Here is an 18,842-nt window from a genome sequence, read left to right as displayed (position 1 = left end):
GTCAATACCGGGTCGGAATCCAGTGAAGCGGTTGTTTGGGCGTCTGGTAGCCGTGGGCCTTCTGCCGTTTCGGCAGGGTGATGTCAGTGGATTGCACGGGCTCGTAGGGGATCTGACTCAAAATGTGACTGATGATGTTGAGTCGTCCGCGTTTCTTGTCGTCGTTGTTCGCGACATACCAGGGCGCCCAGCCGGTGTCGGTGAAGCGAAACATCTCATCGCGAGCACGCGAGTAGTCGTACCAATGACTGAACGACTTCAGATCGAGATTCGACAGCTTCCAGATCTTTCGAGGATCGTCGATCCGGCTTTGCAGACGTAAGAGCTGCTGTTCTTCGCTGACCTCGAGCCAGTACTTGAGCAGAATGACTCCCGATTCCACGATCGCGCGTTCGACGGTCGGAATGAGCTGGAGAAATTGATGAGCCTGTTCTTCGGTGCAAAAGCCCATCACTCGTTCGACTCCGGCACGGTTGTACCAACTTCGGTCGAAGATGACGATCTCGCCCGCCGCCGGGAGATGTGGGACGTAACGCTGGACATACATCTGCGAATGCTCTCGCTCGGTCGGCGCCGGTAGAGCAACCACCCGGAACACTCGTGGACTCACGCGTTCGGTGATGGCTTTGATTACTCCGCCCTTCCCCGCGGTATCTCGGCCTTCGAACACGATGCAGACCTTGGCGCCAGACGATTTGACCCACTCCTGCAAAGCCACGAGCTCACCGTGCATCGGCTTGAGTTCGTGGCGGTATACCTTGTTCTTCATCGGTTTTTCTGCGACGAGTGCCGCGTCGTCGTGAAGAATCCGAGCGTTCTTTCCCACTTCCACTCCTTGGAGACGTGAGCGCGCGGGGCATCGTCCGCTCGTATGTGTATGCCCCGTATTCGGTCAACCTATTCTCTCCGTGATCGAGACCCGAATCGTGTTGTTTTCGAACCTGTTTCGAGTCTTGACGCAGTCGCCTGGACGGACGACCATTAATGAATGACTGGCGACGAAGAGTTGCTCCACGTCGAGCGGGTGATCACTCGCCTGATTTCCCGGTATCCGAATGTTCCTCCACCGGAGATCGAAAACGGAGTGCGAACAATTCACCAACGTTTTATGGGCTGTCGGATACGTGACTTCGTGCCTCTCCTTGTCGAAAAGGCGGCCAGACACGAGATCTCGAACCGGGTGATCGTGATTCCGATAATGGATGAGCGGTCCGCAGTGCTGAACCCTCTCGAACTGTAGCCGGAACGGACGTCGTCGGCGCATACTGAAATGACCTTGGACCAGGGAGTTTTGGCCGACTGCAGATTTCAGGCGCGGAATGTCAGCCTCCCGAACTCCTTATGTGTAAACCGAGTACAGGGAGCGTTGACATGGAAGGTTTCTGGGAATTCTTCTGGTTCATCTTCGTCTGCTTTGCCTTTGTGGCGTATTTGAGCGTGTTGTTCTCGATCATCACCGACTTGTTCCGTGATCACGAGACTTCGGGTTGGGCCAAGGCGTTGTGGATGATTTTCCTCTTCGTCATTCCATTCTTGTCCGCGATGATCTATGTGGTTGTCAAGAATGACGGAATGACTCGGCGGTCGATGGAGGCCGCTCAACAGCACATACACGCGCAGAGTGACTACATTCGAACCGTCGCCGGCAGGTCTCCGACTCAGCAGATCGCCGACGCCAGAGAGCTTCTCGACTCCGGCGCGATCAACGAAGAGGAATTCCAGGCAATCAAGGCAAAGGCGCTGGCGTAGTTTTTGTATCTTCTGCCCCAGGCCTGGCGTCGTCGGTTCCGGCGTCGTCAGGCCGGGCGTCCTGCGCGGCGGCGCGTGCGGGACGAACCAGCACTTCGAGAGCTACGAGTGCAACCAGCGCAATGATGACGATCCAACCCACGACCAAACCGGTGGGGTAGCGCCAGAAGAGCAGCAACAATGCGGCGATGCCGATGATGGCGCAGCGCAGCGGAACACGAAGCTGATTGGCCCACCGCTCCACCTGATTTGGCGTACGGCCGCTTGAAGAATGCCGGACGAAGTCCAATGCCTGCCCGTAGCCTCGTCGAACGGCGATCGCCGACGACGACCCACCGACCAGGTAGGCGCCGAGCCCGACCACCACGCCGAGGACCGCAACCGCTCGCAGGCTCGTGCGCAGTGGTACCAGAACTGTGTCGATGACGGCAGTCGCGGCGTCTGGCGAGAGGATATCGGTGGGCACACTGTCGAGGTAGATTGCGCGTCCGATGAGAATTCCGATCGCGAGAACCAGCATTCCCAACGCAATCGACAAGCCGACCAGGGACAGTGCGCGGAGCCTGCGACCGGTTGGCGCAACGGCGACAGCGGCTGCCGCGCAAGCGATTCCCAACCACGGCAACACCGCTGAGACCTTGTCGAGTGCCGAGACGGCTCGCTGAGCCTTCACCAGCTCGGGGGACTGGAAGAGAACAAATTCCTTGTCCACGGAGGGGATTTTGTCTGCGAAGGCGAAGCCGCGGTCGATCAAAGCTGCTTTGACCCTGTCGATGATCGTACTGAGCGAAATGCTGACGGTTCCGCTCTGATCGACTTCGACGGAATTGGGGCCGTAATCTCCGGTCATGACCGAGACCAGTGCGTTGTGCGCCGATCGGTTCGCTTGAATCCACAAGTCCTCGAACTGTTGTGACCGAACGAGCGAGCCCACCGTGTCGTGAACAAAACTCTTTGCCTGGCCGGCGATCACCGGTGCCAACCCCACTACGGCTTGATCCAGACGCGGCGCGTTGGCCGCAAGATTCGACACGTCGGTCAGTGCGGTGAGTGCGTCGGTGGTGAGCCCCTCGACGTCGACACGATCGAAGATCTCGTCGGTGATCTGATTCGTGATCTCGGCCTGAACGGCGGGATTCTCGCCCAGTGGCGCGACCGTACTGACGTAGCGGTCCGTGTCGAGTATCTGACTACGGGTGAAGCGGGTGGTCACGGACAAGACGGCAAGGAGCGCGACCAACACCAGCAGTATCGCCACGGCAGTCCACCGCAGTCCGTGTCGAGGTGGCCGGGAGACTTGCTCGACGGTCGTTTCGCGGGCGCTGGGAGTCTGCTCGCGAAGCGTTGCAACCTCTTGCCGCAACCTGGATAGTTCGGCACGTTCGTCCTCCTGGAGTGGGCCGTCGTTCGTGCCGTTTGCCATCATGTTCCTCTCCGGAGGGAAACTGCTGCCGCACAGATGAAAACGCTGAATTCGATGGGTGGATCCGGAGTCGAGACCTCAGATCACGTCGGGATTCCATGTCGCGACAGCCCAGATGACGAATACGTCGAGCGCGATGATGGTGATCGACCACCACGGAGAGTGGGGTAGCCACAGGAAATTCGCGAGGATCGACAGCGAACAGAAGATTATCGCGCCTACCCGTGCCCACGTCGCGCCGGTGAAGAGCATGATTCCGACAGCGGTGACGAGCACGCCGAGTACGAGGTGAATCCATCCCCAGGAGGTGAGGTCGAATTGGTACGCGTATTCAGGGCCGACGACGGTCACATCGTCTTTGGATATCGCCGAGATGCCTTGGAGAATTTCGAGCACGCCGACGGTGACGAGAAGAACGGCTCCGCCCAGCGCGCTTCCTTTTGCCACACCTTGCTTGACCAGTGATTCCTCGGCCATGACCGCCCCTTGGTATCAAGTGCGAAATTGCCTGGCGTAACTCCGTATTGCGACCATTTACGGTGGTGAAGTATCCCGCCACGGGGCAAATCAAACATTCAGCGCTGGACATCCTCGCGATATTCGCTCGCCCACGAATCCGAGAGGATCTACCGTGACGGCATGGATGTGGAGGACGCAGGCATGACGCCGACGACTGCGCCGGTAACAATTCGGACGGATCGACTGGTGCTTCGTACCTACCGTCCCGGCGATCATCAGGACCTTCTCACCTTCTACGGGCGTAGCGACGTGTGCCGGTATTTGTTCAACGAACCCTGGAGCCCGGACGATGCGCGAGAGGCAGTGCAGACCAGAATGTCTCGCCGCGACCTGGCAGCGGGCGCGGTGGCTCTTGCTGTCGAATACGAGGGCCGGGTTGTCGGAAGCGTGAGTGCCTGGCTAGTCGAGGAATCGGGTTGCACAGCCGAAACCGCGCACACGGCAGAAGTCGGGTGGGCATTCTCGCCCGAGTTCGGCGGCCGAGGATTCGCGACGGAAGCTGTGACCGCTCTGATCGACCTGGTCTTCGCGACACCCCGATTGCGCCGCGTGGTCGCGCAGATGGATGCGAGAAACGAATCCTCGGCGCGACTCGCGCGGCGAATCGGGTTGCGGCGAGAGGCGCATTTTCGGCAGAACGCGTGGATCAAGAACGAGTGGACCGACACTGTGGTTTTTGCAACGCTGCGCAGTGAGTGGCCTTCAAGTCTCTGATCAGGAGGGCCGAGCTGCTACTTCGCAACCAGTTCGGTCAACTGGGGGACCAGCTCGTCAGTTGCCCATGGAACGCTCAAAACGCTGACGTACATTGTGGCGGCTGTCAGGCGATTGTCGGTGATCCACAAGTCCTTCCCGTTGGCGATAACCGGCCACCGTGCGAACAGGGTGTTGGCCAACGTGCTGTCGACTTCCGACTGATCGCTTGCCCATCCGAGATATACATCGGTGTTGATCGTGTCGAGCTTTTCCATGCTGATGCCGAACAGGAACGAGTCGCCTGCAAAGTTCTTGGCACCGTTGACCACGTCGGGAGCGACTGTGAGTCCGAGGTTTTCGACGAACTTCACGCGCGGATCGTCCGGGCCGTAGATGGCCGTTTCGGTTTCGCCTTCGCGGATGTAAGACCCGAAGGCGAACGTGACTCCATTGAATTCAGGATGGCTGGTCTTCGACTCTTCCACCGTCTTTTCGACGGACTTGATCAAATCCGCGGTTTGGGCCGGGCGCCCCAAGGCCTTGCCGACATCGGTGGCGAGGTTTTGCCACGAACTCGGCTGGTACGGCTTGGTGTCGTAGGGGAGTGTCGGGGCGATCGAGCTCAGGCGCTGATAGTCCTGCTCGGAGAAACCGGAATACGGGGCAAGAATCAGGTCGGGTGCGGCATTGAGGATCTGCTCGAACAGAAGCTCACCGCTGTCGGAGTAGTACGGCGCCGGTGTGGGCAGCGGCTGGCCCGACTTCTCGAGTTCCGCGCGCGTCCACGGGAGGAAGCCGTCGGCGTCGCCGGCCCACGAGTCCTTCTGCATTGCAATCGGAGTGACGCCGAGGGCGATGACAGTGTCGGCCGCTGCGGAATCGAGGGTGAGGATCCTGGTCGGTTCCTTGTCGATGGTGGTGCCGCCGAATGCGTGCTCGATCGTGACGGGGTATGCGCCGTCCTCGACAGCAGATGCCGACGAACTATTTTCCTGGGCGTCCGATGACGACTGCGTGCAGGCGGTCAGAGGCAGTGCGGCCGCCACCATCAGCGCAACGACAATTCGCCTCTTCCGTTGGGGACGAATTCTCTGACGGGCAGATCTGAACACGCGAAACTCCTCGGGATTGATCGGGGAAGTGCTTGCACGACTCAGCGCGGTACGCACATGAGAGCAGGCTTACCTAAGTGAATGTAGGGCGCGTGCGTGTAGCGAAGGGGCCAGCAGATGTCGACAACAGGTCAGGCTCGAGTCAGTTGACAGCGGCGAGCGCATTGCCAGGGGTGTAGCCGACCGTCTTACGAAAAGCAGCGATGAACGAGCTCGACGTCCCGTACCCGACTCGACGGCTGACGGCGTTCACACTCATCCCGGTCCCGAGCATGCCCAGTGCTGTGCTCATGCGAACCAGAGTGCGCCATTGCGCAAAACTCAGCGCAAGTTCCGCGGCAAAAATCCGGGTGACCGTGCGTCGGCTGAGGTTGAGAACGTGCGCCCACTGGTCGAGTGACCGATCGTCGGCGGGATCCGACAACACTTTGTCGACGAGTTGTCGAAGCCGGGGATCGCGGGGGATCGGTACGTCGAAGTGAGGTGCCGATGCCGGGGTGAGGAGATCGACACAGACCTGCTGTGCCCGAAGGCGTTGTTCTGCAGGCATTCCGGTATGGGCGAGGTGTATCAGCAGTACCCGGGCTGCCTCACTCAACGTCACGATGCACGGTTCGTTCCAGGCGGGAGTCCACAACTCGGGGGTGAAGAGAGTGGCGCGGAATGCGACGTGGGGATTGGCCTGACCTTCGTGGAGGACCCCGCGAGGGATCCACAGGCCGACGCCGGGCGTGACGGTCCAGAGTTGATTGTCGATGATCATGTTGACGACGCCGCGGTCGGACCAGATGAGTTCGTGCTCGGCATGAGCGTGCTGTGGCCACTGGGTGATGTGGTCGGTCTCGACGATGTACGTCGTCAGTTGGAACGGCGCCGGGACGGCGCGCGCCATCGGAGTGTGGCGGTCGGAATCCGACAGGTGGAGGCCACCGTCGATTTCACGAAGGGCAGGGATCGGCACTGCGGACTACCTCCAAAGCAAAGTTAGGTAAACCTTACACCCTGTTTGCTGGGTTCAGTGGCCCGCACCGAGTTCGATGAGAAGCACGCCTGCCGCGATAAGGCCGATCCCCACGATCATGAGCTTGGTCAGCGGTTCGCGAAAGAGAATGCGGGATGCGATTGCTGTTAGCGCCACCCCGCAAGCAGTCCAGATGCCGTACGCAACGCCGATTGTCAGGCCCGCGTCGAGTGCGAGCGTGAGGAAAGCGAAAGCGGCGAGGTACCCCACGGTGACAACCGCGAGCCATCGTTTGTCGCTGCCGTCCTGCGACGCCATCCGTAGTGACAACGTCGCGGTGACCTCGGAAATAATTGCAGCGATCAGAAATACGAAAGTCATGCCGGGTCCGCCGGCCCGCTGTCGGCAGCAACCTGGGAACCGAGTTCAACGCAGAGGACTCCGCCGATGACCAGGGCAATGCCGACGCCCATGGTGGCTGTCAGGGGGTCGCCGAAAAGGAAAGTCGCGAACACCGCGGTCAGGACAACTCCGGTTGCGCCCCAGATTCCGTATGCAACACCGAGTCTCATGCCCTCCCGCAGGACGAACGACAACGCGGTGAATGCTGCGAGATATCCGCCGACGACCACGACGTACCAGGCGGGGTGATCGAGGGCCGCGCGCAGAGACAGAGTCGCAGACACCTCGGTCAGGATCGCGGTGATCAACAGGAGCCATTTCTTCACGGTTCGGATTCTGTCAGGCTCCACCGATTCCGGTCGCGCACTACGGTTGAGACATGACGTGCGTGCTGCTCGGCGGAATCCGCCAAGGTGACATCCGCCACGATGTGTCCGGTGGCGATATAACCGCGACGCCGATTCTCGACTGGGGCCACGATGACGTGGCTCGCCTCTACGAGGACATTGCAGAAGGTGCGATCCAGTCGGCGCAGGAGTTCCTGGTGTCGGCCCATCGCAGCGTCGCTGCAAATATTCGGCCGGTGTACGGCCTCGACGACCGGCAACCCGTCTCGGTGACATTGAGCCGAGGACGCGGATCATGCAGTCAGAGACTGGCTATCGTCGAAGCGTTGGCTCGCCGCCGAGGTATCGCCACCCGAGTTCACGGTCTCGTACTTCGTGGGGAGTTCTGGTACCCGAGATTTCGGCGTCTACATGCGGTGATTCCGAAGTCAGTGCTGCTGGCGTGGCCGGAATTTCTGGTCGACGGACGCTGGCAGGACATTTCCGAGATCGTTTCACCTGCGGTGGTCTCAGCGCTCGAACCGTTCACGAACACCGGCGAGGAGACACTGTTCGACGCGATCGGACGCGCTCCGATCAGTTGGGGCAAATCAATTTCGTGCGATTGCTTGGACTTCTCCGAATTCGTCGACCGTGATCTGGGCACCTTCGAATCTCGCGACAAGCTCTTCGAGGAATTCGGACAGACGATGTCGACCCCCATCAGAATTCTCGTCGATCCGGTTTTCCGGAACTGGAGTGCATCCGGCTGACGCGCGACGCGAGGTCTAGGCTGTTCTGCATGTCTGTGCGTACCCCATTGGTCCCTGGAACCGTCTCTCCCGTCCTCGCTGTGCCCTCAAAGATCGAGCGGCCCGAGTACGCGTGGAAGCCGACCGCCAAAGAGGGCAACGAGCCCTGGGTTCAGACGCCGGAGACGATCGAGGCGATGCGCATCGCCAGCAAGATCGCTGCCGGCGCGCTGCAGGAAGCCGGCAAGGCTGTCGCTCCCGGTGTCACGACCGACGAGCTCGACCGCATCGCACACGAGTTCATGCTCGACCACGGCGCATACCCGTCGACGTTGGGCTACAAGAGCTTTCCGAAGTCGTGCTGCACGTCTCTCAACGAGGTGATCTGCCACGGAATCCCCGACTCGACCGTGATCCAGGACGGAGACATAGTCAATATCGACGTCACCGCATACATCAACGGAGTGCACGGGGACACCAATGCGACGTTCCTCGCCGGTGACGTGTCCGAAGAGAACCGCTTGCTCGTCGAGCGCACACACGAGGCAACGATGCGGGCCATCAAAGCCGTCAAGCCCGGCCGCGCGCTCAACGTGATCGGACGCGTCATCGAGTCCTACGCCCATCGGTTCGGGTACGGCGTCGTCCGGGACTTCACCGGACACGGAATCGGCGAGACCTTCCACAACGGCCTCGTGATCCTGCACTACGACGAGCCCGCGGTCGAGACGATCATCGAACCGGGCATGGTCTTCACGATCGAACCGATGATCAACCTCGGTGGTATCGACTACGAGATCTGGGAGGACGGCTGGACCGTCGTCACCAAGGACCGTAAGTGGACGGCGCAGTTCGAGCACACCTTGGTGGTCACCGAGACCGGTGCAGAGATTCTCACCCTGCCTTGAGTTCGGCGATGCGCGGCGCTCTGCTGGTAGCCGGCACTACTTCCGACGCAGGCAAGAGCGTTCTGGTAGCCGGATTGTGTCGCATGTTGGCGCGTCGAGGCGTCCGAGTGGCGCCGTTCAAGGCGCAGAACATGTCGAACAACTCCGTGGTCACGCTCGACGGCGGAGAGATCGGCCGTGCGCAGGCACTTCAGGCGCGGGCATGCGGTCTGGAGCCGAGTGTTCGATTCAATCCCGTGCTGCTCAAGCCGGGGAGTGATCGCACTTCGCAACTGGTCGTTCGGGGCAAGGCGATGACCACGGTGGGTGCTCGCGATTACATGCAGCATCGGCAGTGGCTTCGCGCCGTCGTGGCCGAAGATCTCGAATCGCTTCGATCCGAGTTCGACGTCGTGATCTGTGAAGGCGCCGGTTCACCGGCCGAAATCAACTTGCGCGCAACGGATCTTGCCAACATGGGATTGGCTGAGGCTGCGCAGATTCCGGTCGTCGTCGTCGGTGACATCGATCGCGGCGGCGTCCTGGCCCATCTGTTCGGGACCGTTGCTGTGCTCTCGCCGAGCGACCAGGCATTGATCGCGGGATTTGTGATCAACAAATTCCGCGGTGACGTTGCACTGTTGGAACCTGGACTGGATCAACTGCGCAGCCTCACCGGTCGACCCACTCTCGGAGTGATCCCGTTTGCCGACGATCTTTGGCTCGACGCCGAGGATTCGCTTGGCGTCACCGGCAACGCCCCGGTAGGGCGCCCTGGCCCACCCGTCGGTTCGGCCTGGCTCACCGTTGCTGCGGTTCGGCTCCCGCGCATCTCCAACTCGACGGATGTCGAGGCGCTGGCATGTGAACCGGGCGTGGCAGTTTCGTGGGTGACCGATCCGTCGCGGATCCGCGACGCAGACCTCGTGGTGATCCCCGGTAGTAAGTCCACCGTGAGTGACCTCGAGTGGTTGCGGAGTACCGGCCTGGCTGACGAGATCATCGCCCGAGCGGGCCGCGGGCAGGCGGTGCTGGGAGTCTGCGGCGGATACCAGATGCTGGGTAATTCGATCGTCGACGAGGTCGAATCAGGATCAGGGATCACCGCAGGACTCGGTCTGCTGGACCTCGACATCGAATTCGCTTCGGACAAAGTGCTGGCGCAGGTAACCGGTTCCGCCGACGGTATCTCGGTGTCGGGGTACGAGATTCATCACGGACGCGTCGTGCACAACGGGGACCGTCCATTGCTGGCGGACTCGGGCGGTGTGCCGGAAGGCAGTGTGCGAGGGTCTGTTCGAGGGACACACTGGCATGGTCTCCTGGAAAGTGACGACTTTCGGCGCAGCCTGCTGCGTGAGATCGCGGTTCCCGGTTTTGTTGCTGCACCCGACACCTCGGTTGCCGCGGTGCGAGAACAACAACTCGACCTTCTCGCTGATCTCGTCGAGCAGCACCTCGATCAGGATCTACTCGAGAAACTGATCAACGGTGGGGCGCCGATCGGGCTTCCCGTCATTGCCTCCGCACTCGAAGCCTGAGAGCGCTCCCGCGGGCGTCGACGTGGACGCGGTAGAATAGCCAGGCCTCACTCCCGCGACGGCTCCCTAGTAGGAGTGTGCGCGGTGACAGATCAATTCGACGGCTTGCTTACCGACTTCAGTGACGAGGTGCTGGTCGACTCGGCAATGCTCGGCGATCATGCGGCCTTCGACGTCATCGTTCGCCGATACGGCCCGCACTTGTATCGATTTGCCCGTCGACTCGTCACCAGTGAGAGTGACGTCGACGACATCGTCCAGGAAACCTGCGTTGCCGCCTGGCGCCAACTTCCGGGGTTTCAGCGGCGCTCGAGCATCAAGACCTGGTTGTTCGCGATCTGCTCTCGCAAGATCGCGGATGTCCATCGAAAAGTCGGCTCCTGCGCCGCCGATGTGGACGGACTTCGGGACGAAGTCGATACTCGATTGCGCGATCCGAGCGAGGAAGTATGCGGCACAGCATTTCTCGACGCTCTTGAAGCCGAACTCGATCGTCTACCGCTGCGTCAGCGCGCCGCCTGGGTCTTGCGGGAAGTGGAGGGCATGACGTATCCACAGATCGCAGTTGTCCTGGAACTGAGTCCGGACGCGGTTCGTGGCCAACACACTCGGGCGAGGCGGAATCTGGGTCTCGCGCTCGACCGATGGCGATGACGACTCGGCGGTTTGCCGGGTTCTGTCACCGAACTCACTCTCCTGACGGCCCGGGTAGCTGGAAGAATGCTTCGTCGTGGATACCGCTTTCGACCCCAGAGGCTTCGACCCGAGAACCGAGGATTCGGTGCCGTCGGTAATGCCGGACGATGCGACGGCAACGGGTGCTGACGTCGCCGTCGAGGCTGCGGAAACTCGGCTGACTGCAAGCGCGGTCCGGGAGTTGCTGGCAGCGCTCGGAGGAAGTATCGGCGACGAGGACGAACTCGTGGTTTTGCTCCAGCGCGCCGTCGAAATCGCGAACGACGCCATCGAGGGCGCCGACAGCATCGGCGTCACCATCGATCTGGCCGGGCAGACCTACACCGCCGTTCATACCGATTCGCGGACTCTGCGTGTCGACATCGAGCAGTACGACGCCGGCGACGGACCATGTCTGCACGCCGCTCGAACCGGTGAAACCGTTGTCGTCGATGCCGAGACCAGCGCGGAACGCTGGCCGCGGTTCGCGGCGGCGGCGAAGGACGAAGGGATCAAGTCCTTTCTCGCGGCGCCGCTCTTCACGCCGGATCAGCGACTGGGTTCGTTCAACCTGTACGGACGCGCCTCAGCGGCATTCGACCGGGTCGACGCGGATGTCATGGAGATTCTCACGACAACGGTCTCACGCGCGATCGGCGACTTCTCTCGTTTCAAGTCCGCCAAGGCGGTGGCTGATGCCTTGCAACGTGCGCTCGAGACCCGGGCGCCGATCGAACAGGCCAAAGGCATGCTGATGGCCATCCATCGGATCGACGCCGACACCGCATTTCACATGCTGCGCAAGCAGTCTCAGACGACGAATACCCGGTTGCGCGACGTGGCAGCCGAGATCGTCGAGACGTATTCGGCGCCGCCTACCGCTGTCTAGTTCGAGGGGGACCGACGTACAGCCTCGAGCGCGACGACGACGCTCGCGGCGACAACCACGTGCATCAGCGCGAGCATGACCGTGCTGGCGGCGTCGAAGTCTGCGGCAATGGTCAGAGCGATGGTGCCGAGCGCCACGACTGCCCCCACGATCTGGGCGATGCGGATGATCGGCTCCCACTTCAGTGAGATCAACATTGCGACCGACAAACCGACCAGCAGTGGCACCACCGTCAATGTGATGACCCCACCAGGCGCGACGCTCGCCGGCTTTCCCTGATCTGTCATCTCGAAGGATCCGCCCAATGCGAGGCCGATCAACCACAGGATCAGATTGACGACGAGAGCAATTATCGTGGCGCCGAGTACGGCGCGTGGCTTGGTGACGTGGAGGTTGTGTGCGGTTGACGCGATTGCAGACATGGTGTTCTCCCGGCTCGATGCGATGGTCTTGTGACGTCGCTCTGGTGAATAGACCCGCCGGCGGGCAGAAACTCATCGCTGAGGTTGACTATTGCCCGTCGACGACGGGCACTGCGGTGCCGGTGACCGAGATACCGCCGTCGACTGGGATGTCGACCTCGAGCACACTGGGACGCCCGACGTGTCGGCCCTGGTGGATGGTGATCCGCCGCGGAGTGGCCGCGGGTTCGAGTTTGCGCAGGTAACCGCCGGTCGACGCCGCTGCGGACCCGGTTGCAGGATCCTCGACGATGTTTCCCACCGGAAACAGATTTCGGGCTTCGAAGGTGTTGTCGTCGAGGGGGTGCAGGATTGTCACCGTGCCGGCCCACCCCTGCGCGTCCATCAGGGTTCTCATCGCTACGGGATCGAAGGTGAACTCGTCGAATGTCGACTGATCACGAAGTACGACGATCGGGTGAGTGTTGCCGGCGTACGAAAGCATTGCGGGATACCGCGCGTCGAGCGCAGACGAATCGACGCCGATGAGCCCGAGCAGCGCTGTCAGCACAGCATGATCGATCGGCGAGACCGACGGTTCGACGCTGATGAAGGTCGCGGTCGACCTTCCGTCCTCGTCGGTCGCCGTGTCGATGGATACCGGTCCGATCGGTGTTTCGAATGTGAAGGTTCCGTCGCCGTCTCGCTCGGTGAGAGCGATGGCCGTCGCAATAGTGGCATGACCGCAGAACGGTACTTCGGCGATAGGGGAGAAGTACCGGATCCGGCTGTGGCGCGGGTTGCCTCCGAGTTCCGGTTCGATGAGGAACGCCGTCTCGGCATACCCGACTTCGGCTGCAACGGATTGTAATTCGGGGTCGTCGAGTCCGCGGGCGTCGAGCAGCACGCCGGCGGGATTACCGCCGGCCGGATCCGAACTGAACGCAGTCAGTCGGAGGATGTCGTGAGAAGTTGCCATGTCGACCATCTTTGTCCGCTGTCGTCCATCGGGGGAAGAGACATCGCGCGATTGCGGTCCGCGATCTTCGAACTGGACTGCCTCCGGAACAAACCGGCCGCACGGCGTCGTTGGTGCAGATATGAGCAATGACACAGACACCGCCGAAGCGTTGTTCGCACTCGTGGCCCAGGGAAAACAAGGCGTGCTGGCAACCGTCAAGCGTGACGGCCGCCCACAGTTGTCCAACATCATTTACCGCTGGGACGTCGAGTCGAAGACGGCTTCCGTGTCCATCACAGCCGATCGCGCCAAGAGTAAAAATGCGATCCGCGATCCGCGGGTTTCCCTTCACGTCAGCGCGCCCGACTTCTGGAGCTACGCCGTGATCGAAGGACTTGCCGTGGTGACACCCGTCGCGGCCGATCCTCACGACGAAGTGTCTGACGCACTGGTCGAGCTGTACCGGGACATCAGCGGCCAGGAGCATCCTGATTGGGAGGAGTACCGCGAAGCAATGGTTGCGGAGCGTCGACAGATCCTCACGGTGCGCGCTGATCACATCTACGGAATGACGAGGCTCCCCAAGCCGTCCGGTACCTAGCCCCGCGCCCCACTCGAGTTCGGCCCACCCCCCACCTCGAGCGAACGGTACGTCCGTCGCCTCAGATGCGCCGAAAGCCACTTTCGCTCAGGGGAGAGGCGGTGCAGAGCGAACAAATCGGACTCGCCGGCGGTGGTGAGAATGTATGAGTGGTCATACTTCTGTCGACTCCAGGGTCCTCCACAGTGTGGATCGCGTACCGTTTCCAGACATGGAATTGACTCGAGTAGCGGTGGGCAGTGGTTCGTGCACCGTTCGGATCGACGGGCCGGTCAGCAAGCATGCGGTACTCCTGCTCCCCGGCAAGGGCGACCCCGTCGACTTGTACGACGATGTGTGTGAGCGACTGCACCATTCGGATTTGCGGACCGTCGCGGTGGAATCGATCGAGAATCTCGACGAGACCTCGGCTGTGGTACTTCTGGACGAGTTGAACATCGCCTGGGTGAACCTGGTCGGTCACCGGGAGGGCGCCGATCTCGCGTGGCTGTTGGCTGCACGTCAGTTCGGCCGCTTCGCGAGTTTGATCGCCGTGGACCGTGGACATCCGTCGGCGAGCGATATTGCCGGCGTACCGCCGGTCGAGGTTCCGACCACCGTCGTTGTGGGCAGTGGAGGTCGGGCCATCGCCGACGCCAGCGGTCGTTTCGTGTATTCCGACTTCCGTGTGACGGAACTTCCGGGTGTCGACGACGTCGTCAAGTCGGCACCGGCCGAACTCGCAACCGAGATCGTGCTGCGTACCAGCCCCTGGTGAAACTCTGACCTACGAAAAGGCGGGCACTCCCACTGTGCGGAGTGCCCGCCTTTTCGGCGTCATTAGGGCTGCGGGGCTCAGATGTCGAGGCCGAGCAGCGCGTTCTCGACCACTTCGGCCAGGGCCGGGTGGATCCAGTACTGGCCACGCGCCATGTCCTGAGCTGACAAACCGAAGCTCATCGCCTGGATGAGGGGCTGGATGACGGTCGGAGCCTGAGTGCCCATGACGTGGGCACCGAGGATGCGTCCGGTGCCGCGCTCGGCGATCACCTTGCAGATGCCTTCCTGATCCTCCATCGCCCAGCCGTACGCGACGTCGCCGTATGCCTGCACCTTGACGGTGATGTCGAGTCCGGCGTCGCGAGCCTGCTTCTCCGTCATTCCGACGTCGGCGATCTGCGGGTCGGTGAACACGGCTGCCGGCACGAAGCGGTGATCGGTGCTGCGAAGCCCGGACGTGTCCTTCCAAGCGTCCTGGAGCAGGTTGTGCTGAACAACGCGCGCTTCATGGTTGGCGACGTGCTTGAGCTGGTACGGCGACGAGACGTCACCGAGTGCGAAGACGCCCTCGGCGGTGGTGCGTTGGTATTCGTCGACCACGATCGAGCCCTTGTCGTCGAGTTCGACGCCGGCCTTGTCGAGACCGAGTAGATCGCCGTTGGGCTGGCGGCCCACTGCTACGAGAAGGACGTCACCGGAAACGACTGTGCCGTTTGCCAGTTCGACGGCGATGTTGTCGCCGTCGCCGCGTACCGACGTGAGGGGGGAGCTCAGATGGACGTCCCACTTCTGTTCGGCCAACTCGGTGAAACGCTCGGAGATCTCGTCGTCGAGGTGCCGCAGCAGTCTCTGGCTGCGACCGATGATCGACACGCGAGAACCCAACGCGGAGAACACGTGTGCGAACTCGGTGGCGATGAATCCGGAGCCGACGATCACCAGGTGCTCGGGAAGTTCGGGCAGTCGCATGATGTCTTCGTTGGTGTAGTACTTCACACCACTCGACGCGATCTCGTCCGGGATGATCGGACGCGAACCGGCTGCGATGACCACCTGGTCGGCGGTGATCGTCTCGCCGGTTCCGGTGTCGATCGTCTTGTCGCCGGTGAACGTGGCGTGGCCGCGGTAGACGGTGGTGTTGGGACTGTCTTCGCTGCGGTACCGCTCACCACCTGCAGAAATGGGATCGATGCGGCCGAAGACGCGCTTGACGATGTCGGACCAACGGACGCCGTCGAGCGTGGCGTCGACGCCGTACTTCTCGGCAGTGGTGATGGTGCGTGCCACCTCGGCGGCGTAGACGAACATCTTGGTCGGGATACACCCGACATTGAGACACGTTCCGCCGAAGGTGCCCTCTTCGAGGATTGCGATCTTCTTGCCGTCGAACCGCTCGTCGGGCAGCGAGTTTCCGGATCCGCTGCCGATGATTGCAAGGTCGTAGTGCGTCACTGCGCGATCTCCTGTGTGTTGCTTGCTGTGCTTGCCGAACTTTCTGCGGCCTGAGTGAGGTGGCCGTCGAGCCACTCCAACCACAGGTCGAGTTCGGAAAAGGCTGTGGCCAAGGGCTTCTCGGTCGAAAGAAACACGTCGTGACGGGCGCCGTCGATCGGGACGATGGTGGTGCGATCGCCGAGGCAACCCGCCCAGCGTGCGATCTGTTTGACGTCGAGAACGGAATCGGCGAGGTCGACGCTCGGGTTGTACGCCTTGGCGAACTGCGACTTCTTCGAGCGCAGAATCAGCGCAGGCACTCCGATGTCGAGGCCGCGGTGAAGTTTCGCGTGACCCGCTCGGACGGCCCGCATCCAGCCGAAGGTGACGGGGCAGCCGGCCAGAGGCTTCCAGTCGAGGTTGTAGTCCCACACTCCGTTTGCCGAAACATGAAGGCTGGAACCGTAAGTCGGTAGTCCGGTTCCCGGGATCACCGTCTTCGCCGATACCCGTCCGAGGGCGTCGATCGCGGTGGTTCCCACGTTACGAACCACCGAGGGGCCCTGAAGATCGAACCAGGGACTGTTGAGCACCAGCCCGCAGATTCCGGCGCCGTCGCTGCCACCGGGCTTGCGCTGCAAACGGTTCAGCCACAGCGGAACGATCAGACCTCCGGTCGAGTGCGCCATGAGCAGCACCTCGCTCCCGTCGGTCTCGCTGCGGACGATGCGCAGCGCCTCGTTCAGTTCGGCGTCGTAGAGCGCAAGGTCGGAGACGTAGTGCGCCGTGTGTCCCGGCTTGAGGGATCGCCCGCACTTGCGCAGGTCGAGTGCGAAGAATGCGTAGCCCTGCTCGGCAAAATGCTCGGCCAGGTGCTTCTGGAAGAAGTAATCGGTGAATCCGTGCACGTACAAGACGGCACGACGTGTCTTCACCGCCTCCTTCCGCGGTTGGTAGCGGACCAGTGTTGCGTCCACCTCGCCTTCGCCGTCCGGATCCGTTCCGAGCGGGATCGTCAGCTGCTGATATCCGTCACCGAGGACGTCTGGAACCCAAGTAGTCACAAATCACAATCTAATCGTCGTTTCGGGTGCGCGTTGTAGAGCACAATTGGGGGTGGTGAACCGCGCGAGTACGCACGGGTAACCTATTCGGCGTAACACAGCAGGCGGATGCGCGCACGGCTAATGACAAGGAAGTCGATTCTCCAGTGTCGAATCAGAACGCGGTAGAGACGAAGACGGATGTAGTGCTCGTGGGCGCAGGCATCATGAGCGCCACGCTGGGTGCATTGCTGCGCCAGCTGCAGCCCGATTGGTCGATCTCGACCTTCGAGCGGCTCGATGCCGTCGCAGCCGAGAGCAGCGACCCCTGGAACAACGCGGGAACCGGTCACTCCGCCCTGTGTGAGCTCAATTACACCCCGGAGAACTCCGACGGTACGGTCGACATCAAGAAGGCCGTCAACGTCAACGAGCAGTTCCAGGTGTCCCGCCAGTTCTGGGCACACGCGGTCGAGCAGGGCGTCCTGACTCAGCCCAAGGAATTCATCAATCCCATCCCACACGTGAGCTTCGTTCACGGTGAGGCCAACGCCAAGTACCTGCGTGCTCGCTACGACGCACTTGCCGGCCACACGCTCTTCCGCGGCATGGAGTACATCGACGATCCGGCCGAGTTCAGCGAGCGTTTGCCGCTCATGGCCAAGGGACGCGACTTCTCCGATCCCATCGCCCTGAACTGGAGCCAGGACGGCACCGACGTCGATTTCGGAGCGCTCACCAAGCAGCTCATCGGCTACATCGGTAAGACCGGCGGCAAGATGTACTTCGGCCACGAGGTCACCAACCTGACCCAGAACTCGGACAAGTCCTGGACCGTCAAGGTCACCAACCGTCGCACCGGTGAAAAGCGCACCGTTCGCTCGCGCTTCGTGTTCGTCGGTGCCGGTGGCGGCGCCCTGCACCTGCTGCAGAAGTCCGGCATCAAGGAAGCCAAGGGCTTCGGTGGCTTCCCGGTCAGCGGTGCTTTCCTGCGATGCACAAACCCCGAACTCATCGACCAGCACAGCGCCAAGGTCTACGGCAAGGCTGCCGTCGGCGCCCCGCCCATGTCGGTGCCGCACCTCGACACCCGTGTCATCGGCAACAAGCCGGGTCTGCTGTTCGGCCCATACGCCGGATGGTCGCCGAAGTTCCTCAAGCAGGGTCGCGTCACGGACCTGCCCGGCTCGGTCAAGCCGAACAACATCCTCTCGATGCTCGGCGTCGGCGTCAGCGAGCTCGGCCTGGTCAAGTACCTGGTCAGCGAACTCGCCAAGAACGAAGCCGGTCGCATCTGGGATCTGCGTGAATTCGCGCCCAAGGCGCAGGCTCAGGACTGGGAGCTCATCACCGCGGGCCAGCGCGTCCAGGTGATCCGCCGTGCCAAGGGCAAGGGCGGCGTCCTCGAATTCGGTACCGCTGTGGTCGCCGCTGAGGACGGCTCCATCGCCGGCCTGCTCGGCGCTTCGCCCGGTGCGTCCACGGCCGTCCCGGCGATGCTGGACGTACTCGAGCGCTGCTTCCCGACCGAGTTCCAGGGTTGGAAGGGCAAGCTTCGCGAGATGGTTCCGTCCATCGGCGTCAAACTCACCGACAACGAAGGCCTGTTCAACCAGGTCTGGGATTGGTCCTCGAAGGTTCTCGAGCTCGATTCCGCTGGTGCTTCCGAATCGGCTCCGGTCGCGGATACCGTCGCGACTGTGTGATAGTC

The 18,842-nt window shown here is 61.8% G+C and carries 22 protein-coding genes; 11 read left to right on the top strand and 11 right to left on the bottom strand.

What is annotated here, in order from left to right:
• Nucleotide 1: 1 nt before the first annotated feature.
• A complete protein-coding gene (gene ppk2 / locus R4P70_RS15360) occupies nucleotides 2-769 on the bottom strand; it encodes a polyphosphate kinase 2 (RefSeq protein ID WP_153212522.1) in 768 nt (255 codons plus the stop codon).
• A gap of 219 nt (nucleotides 770-988) precedes the next feature.
• Between ppk2 and R4P70_RS15355 the strand changes: the two genes are divergently transcribed.
• Together R4P70_RS15355 and R4P70_RS15350 are read left to right on the top strand one after the other, a co-directional pair.
• On the top strand, nucleotides 989-1,240 hold the full coding sequence (locus R4P70_RS15355) for a three-helix bundle dimerization domain-containing protein (RefSeq protein ID WP_317830974.1): 252 nt from the start codon (nucleotides 989-991) through the stop codon (nucleotides 1,238-1,240).
• A 131-nt stretch (nucleotides 1,241-1,371) separates the two neighbouring features.
• The gene (locus R4P70_RS15350; protein ID WP_020969370.1) at nucleotides 1,372-1,749 is read left to right on the top strand and encodes an SHOCT domain-containing protein; all 378 of its coding nucleotides are present in this window, start codon (nucleotides 1,372-1,374) and stop codon (nucleotides 1,747-1,749) included.
• Here R4P70_RS15350 and R4P70_RS15345 read toward each other — a convergent pair.
• Together R4P70_RS15345 and R4P70_RS15340 are read right to left on the bottom strand one after the other, a co-directional pair.
• The gene (locus R4P70_RS15345; RefSeq protein ID WP_317831071.1) at nucleotides 1,727-3,172 is read right to left on the bottom strand and encodes a hypothetical protein; all 1,446 of its coding nucleotides are present in this window, start codon (nucleotides 3,170-3,172) and stop codon (nucleotides 1,727-1,729) included. The genes R4P70_RS15350 and R4P70_RS15345 overlap by 23 nt on opposite strands.
• Nucleotides 3,173-3,250: 78 nt before the next feature.
• Nucleotides 3,251-3,649 (bottom strand): hypothetical protein, encoded by a 399-nt coding sequence (locus tag R4P70_RS15340; RefSeq protein WP_019748023.1) that lies wholly within the window; start codon nucleotides 3,647-3,649, stop codon nucleotides 3,251-3,253.
• A gap of 162 nt (nucleotides 3,650-3,811) precedes the next feature.
• Here R4P70_RS15340 and R4P70_RS15335 point away from each other — a divergent pair, with 162 nt between their 5' ends.
• A complete protein-coding gene (locus tag R4P70_RS15335; protein ID WP_317830973.1) occupies nucleotides 3,812-4,405 on the top strand; it encodes a GNAT family N-acetyltransferase in 594 nt (197 codons plus the stop codon).
• 17 nt (nucleotides 4,406-4,422) lie between these two features.
• On the opposite strand, the gene R4P70_RS15330 is transcribed toward R4P70_RS15335, so the two are convergent.
• The 4 genes from R4P70_RS15330 to R4P70_RS15315 all read right to left on the bottom strand — a co-directional run bounded on the left by R4P70_RS15330 (nucleotide 4,423) and on the right by R4P70_RS15315 (nucleotide 7,188).
• On the bottom strand, nucleotides 4,423-5,499 hold the full coding sequence (locus R4P70_RS15330) for an ABC transporter substrate-binding protein (RefSeq protein WP_020907401.1): 1,077 nt from the start codon (nucleotides 5,497-5,499) through the stop codon (nucleotides 4,423-4,425).
• 142 nt (nucleotides 5,500-5,641) lie between these two features.
• On the bottom strand, nucleotides 5,642-6,460 hold the full coding sequence (locus R4P70_RS15325) for a helix-turn-helix transcriptional regulator (protein ID WP_019748026.1): 819 nt from the start codon (nucleotides 6,458-6,460) through the stop codon (nucleotides 5,642-5,644).
• A gap of 54 nt (nucleotides 6,461-6,514) precedes the next feature.
• Nucleotides 6,515-6,841 carry a DMT family transporter gene (locus R4P70_RS15320; protein WP_019748027.1) on the bottom strand — a complete coding sequence of 109 codons (327 nt, stop codon included), beginning with the start codon at nucleotides 6,839-6,841 and terminating at the stop codon, nucleotides 6,515-6,517.
• On the bottom strand, nucleotides 6,838-7,188 hold the full coding sequence (locus R4P70_RS15315; RefSeq protein WP_317830972.1) for a DMT family transporter: 351 nt from the start codon (nucleotides 7,186-7,188) through the stop codon (nucleotides 6,838-6,840). The genes R4P70_RS15320 and R4P70_RS15315 overlap by 4 nt, the downstream gene beginning before the upstream one ends.
• A gap of 53 nt (nucleotides 7,189-7,241) precedes the next feature.
• Between R4P70_RS15315 and R4P70_RS15310 the strand changes: the two genes are divergently transcribed.
• The 5 genes from R4P70_RS15310 (at nucleotide 7,242) to R4P70_RS15290 (ending at nucleotide 11,932) form a co-directional block, all read left to right on the top strand.
• Complete coding sequence (locus R4P70_RS15310) at nucleotides 7,242-7,961, top strand: transglutaminase domain-containing protein (protein ID WP_317830971.1); 720 nt, start codon at nucleotides 7,242-7,244, stop codon at nucleotides 7,959-7,961.
• Nucleotides 7,962-7,990: 29 nt separating this feature from the next.
• Nucleotides 7,991-8,848, top strand: coding sequence for a type I methionyl aminopeptidase (gene map / locus R4P70_RS15305; protein ID WP_007734970.1), 858 nt, complete (start codon nucleotides 7,991-7,993; stop codon nucleotides 8,846-8,848).
• 8 nt (nucleotides 8,849-8,856) lie between these two features.
• Complete coding sequence (locus R4P70_RS15300) at nucleotides 8,857-10,368, top strand: cobyric acid synthase (protein ID WP_070796243.1); 1,512 nt, start codon at nucleotides 8,857-8,859, stop codon at nucleotides 10,366-10,368.
• Nucleotides 10,369-10,452: 84 nt separating this feature from the next.
• Entirely contained in the window at nucleotides 10,453-11,022 is a 570-nt protein-coding gene (locus R4P70_RS15295; RefSeq protein WP_020969378.1) for an RNA polymerase sigma factor, read from the top strand.
• Nucleotides 11,023-11,098: 76 nt separating this feature from the next.
• Nucleotides 11,099-11,932 carry a GAF and ANTAR domain-containing protein gene (locus R4P70_RS15290; protein WP_019748033.1) on the top strand — a complete coding sequence of 278 codons (834 nt, stop codon included), beginning with the start codon at nucleotides 11,099-11,101 and terminating at the stop codon, nucleotides 11,930-11,932.
• Here the strand turns inward: R4P70_RS15290 and R4P70_RS15285 are convergent.
• Both R4P70_RS15285 and R4P70_RS15280 read right to left on the bottom strand, forming a co-directional pair.
• On the bottom strand, nucleotides 11,929-12,354 hold the full coding sequence (locus R4P70_RS15285; protein ID WP_020907407.1) for a DUF6069 family protein: 426 nt from the start codon (nucleotides 12,352-12,354) through the stop codon (nucleotides 11,929-11,931). The two genes, R4P70_RS15290 and R4P70_RS15285, sit on opposite strands and share 4 nt — an antisense overlap.
• 88 nt (nucleotides 12,355-12,442) lie before the next feature.
• Entirely contained in the window at nucleotides 12,443-13,312 is an 870-nt protein-coding gene (locus R4P70_RS15280) for a PhzF family phenazine biosynthesis protein (protein ID WP_020907408.1), read from the bottom strand.
• Between the two features lie 121 nt (nucleotides 13,313-13,433).
• On the opposite strand from R4P70_RS15280, the gene R4P70_RS15275 reads away from it, so the two are divergent.
• Together R4P70_RS15275 and R4P70_RS15270 are read left to right on the top strand one after the other, a co-directional pair.
• Entirely contained in the window at nucleotides 13,434-13,895 is a 462-nt protein-coding gene (locus R4P70_RS15275) for a PPOX class F420-dependent oxidoreductase (RefSeq protein ID WP_020907409.1), read from the top strand.
• A 211-nt stretch (nucleotides 13,896-14,106) separates the two neighbouring features.
• Nucleotides 14,107-14,652 carry an alpha/beta fold hydrolase gene (locus R4P70_RS15270; RefSeq protein WP_003942671.1) on the top strand — a complete coding sequence of 182 codons (546 nt, stop codon included), beginning with the start codon at nucleotides 14,107-14,109 and terminating at the stop codon, nucleotides 14,650-14,652.
• Nucleotides 14,653-14,729: 77 nt separating this feature from the next.
• On the opposite strand, the gene mtr is transcribed toward R4P70_RS15270, so the two are convergent.
• Both mtr and R4P70_RS15260 read right to left on the bottom strand, forming a co-directional pair.
• Nucleotides 14,730-16,106 carry a mycothione reductase gene (mtr, locus tag R4P70_RS15265; RefSeq protein WP_317830970.1) on the bottom strand — a complete coding sequence of 459 codons (1,377 nt, stop codon included), beginning with the start codon at nucleotides 16,104-16,106 and terminating at the stop codon, nucleotides 14,730-14,732.
• Nucleotides 16,103-17,152, bottom strand: a complete 1,050-nt coding sequence (locus tag R4P70_RS15260; RefSeq protein ID WP_069146005.1) for an alpha/beta hydrolase — start codon at nucleotides 17,150-17,152, stop codon at nucleotides 16,103-16,105. The genes mtr and R4P70_RS15260 overlap by 4 nt, the downstream gene beginning before the upstream one ends.
• Before the next feature lie 146 nt (nucleotides 17,153-17,298).
• On the opposite strand from R4P70_RS15260, the gene mqo reads away from it, so the two are divergent.
• Nucleotides 17,299-18,837 (top strand): malate dehydrogenase (quinone), encoded by a 1,539-nt coding sequence (mqo, locus tag R4P70_RS15255; protein WP_020907417.1) that lies wholly within the window; start codon nucleotides 17,299-17,301, stop codon nucleotides 18,835-18,837.
• Nucleotides 18,838-18,842: the final 5 nt, after the last annotated feature.

This window comes from Rhodococcus sp. IEGM 1241 (assembly GCF_033142365.1).
In the GTDB taxonomy this organism is placed as follows: Bacteria; Actinomycetota; Actinomycetes; order Mycobacteriales; family Mycobacteriaceae; genus Rhodococcus_F; species Rhodococcus_F erythropolis.
The sequence above is the reverse complement of the archived record's forward strand: the minus strand, read 5'-3'. Positions and strand labels throughout refer to the sequence as shown.

Bases quoted from the DNA above. Each gene is read 5' to 3' on its own strand.
- R4P70_RS15335 (WP_317830973.1), top strand. From the start codon at position 3,812: ATGGATGTGGAGGACGCAGGCATGACGCCGACGACTGCGCCGGTAACA.
- R4P70_RS15320 (WP_019748027.1), bottom strand. From the start codon at position 6,841: ATGACTTTCGTATTTCTGATCGCTGCAATTATTTCCGAGGTCACCGCG.
- R4P70_RS15355 (WP_317830974.1), top strand. From the start codon at position 989: ATGACTGGCGACGAAGAGTTGCTCCACGTCGAGCGGGTGATCACTCGC.
- R4P70_RS15270 (WP_003942671.1), top strand. From the start codon at position 14,107: ATGGAATTGACTCGAGTAGCGGTGGGCAGTGGTTCGTGCACCGTTCGG.
- map (WP_007734970.1), top strand. From the start codon at position 7,991: ATGTCTGTGCGTACCCCATTGGTCCCTGGAACCGTCTCTCCCGTCCTC.
- R4P70_RS15310 (WP_317830971.1), top strand. From the start codon at position 7,242: ATGACGTGCGTGCTGCTCGGCGGAATCCGCCAAGGTGACATCCGCCAC.
- R4P70_RS15340 (WP_019748023.1), bottom strand. From the start codon at position 3,649: ATGGCCGAGGAATCACTGGTCAAGCAAGGTGTGGCAAAAGGAAGCGCG.
- R4P70_RS15300 (WP_070796243.1), top strand. From the start codon at position 8,857: ATGCGCGGCGCTCTGCTGGTAGCCGGCACTACTTCCGACGCAGGCAAG.
- R4P70_RS15275 (WP_020907409.1), top strand. From the start codon at position 13,434: ATGAGCAATGACACAGACACCGCCGAAGCGTTGTTCGCACTCGTGGCC.
- ppk2 (WP_153212522.1), bottom strand. From the start codon at position 769: ATGAAGAACAAGGTATACCGCCACGAACTCAAGCCGATGCACGGTGAG.
- R4P70_RS15345 (WP_317831071.1), bottom strand. From the start codon at position 3,172: ATGGCAAACGGCACGAACGACGGCCCACTCCAGGAGGACGAACGTGCC.
- R4P70_RS15280 (WP_020907408.1), bottom strand. From the start codon at position 13,312: ATGGCAACTTCTCACGACATCCTCCGACTGACTGCGTTCAGTTCGGAT.
- R4P70_RS15350 (WP_020969370.1), top strand. From the start codon at position 1,372: ATGGAAGGTTTCTGGGAATTCTTCTGGTTCATCTTCGTCTGCTTTGCC.
- R4P70_RS15285 (WP_020907407.1), bottom strand. From the start codon at position 12,354: ATGTCTGCAATCGCGTCAACCGCACACAACCTCCACGTCACCAAGCCA.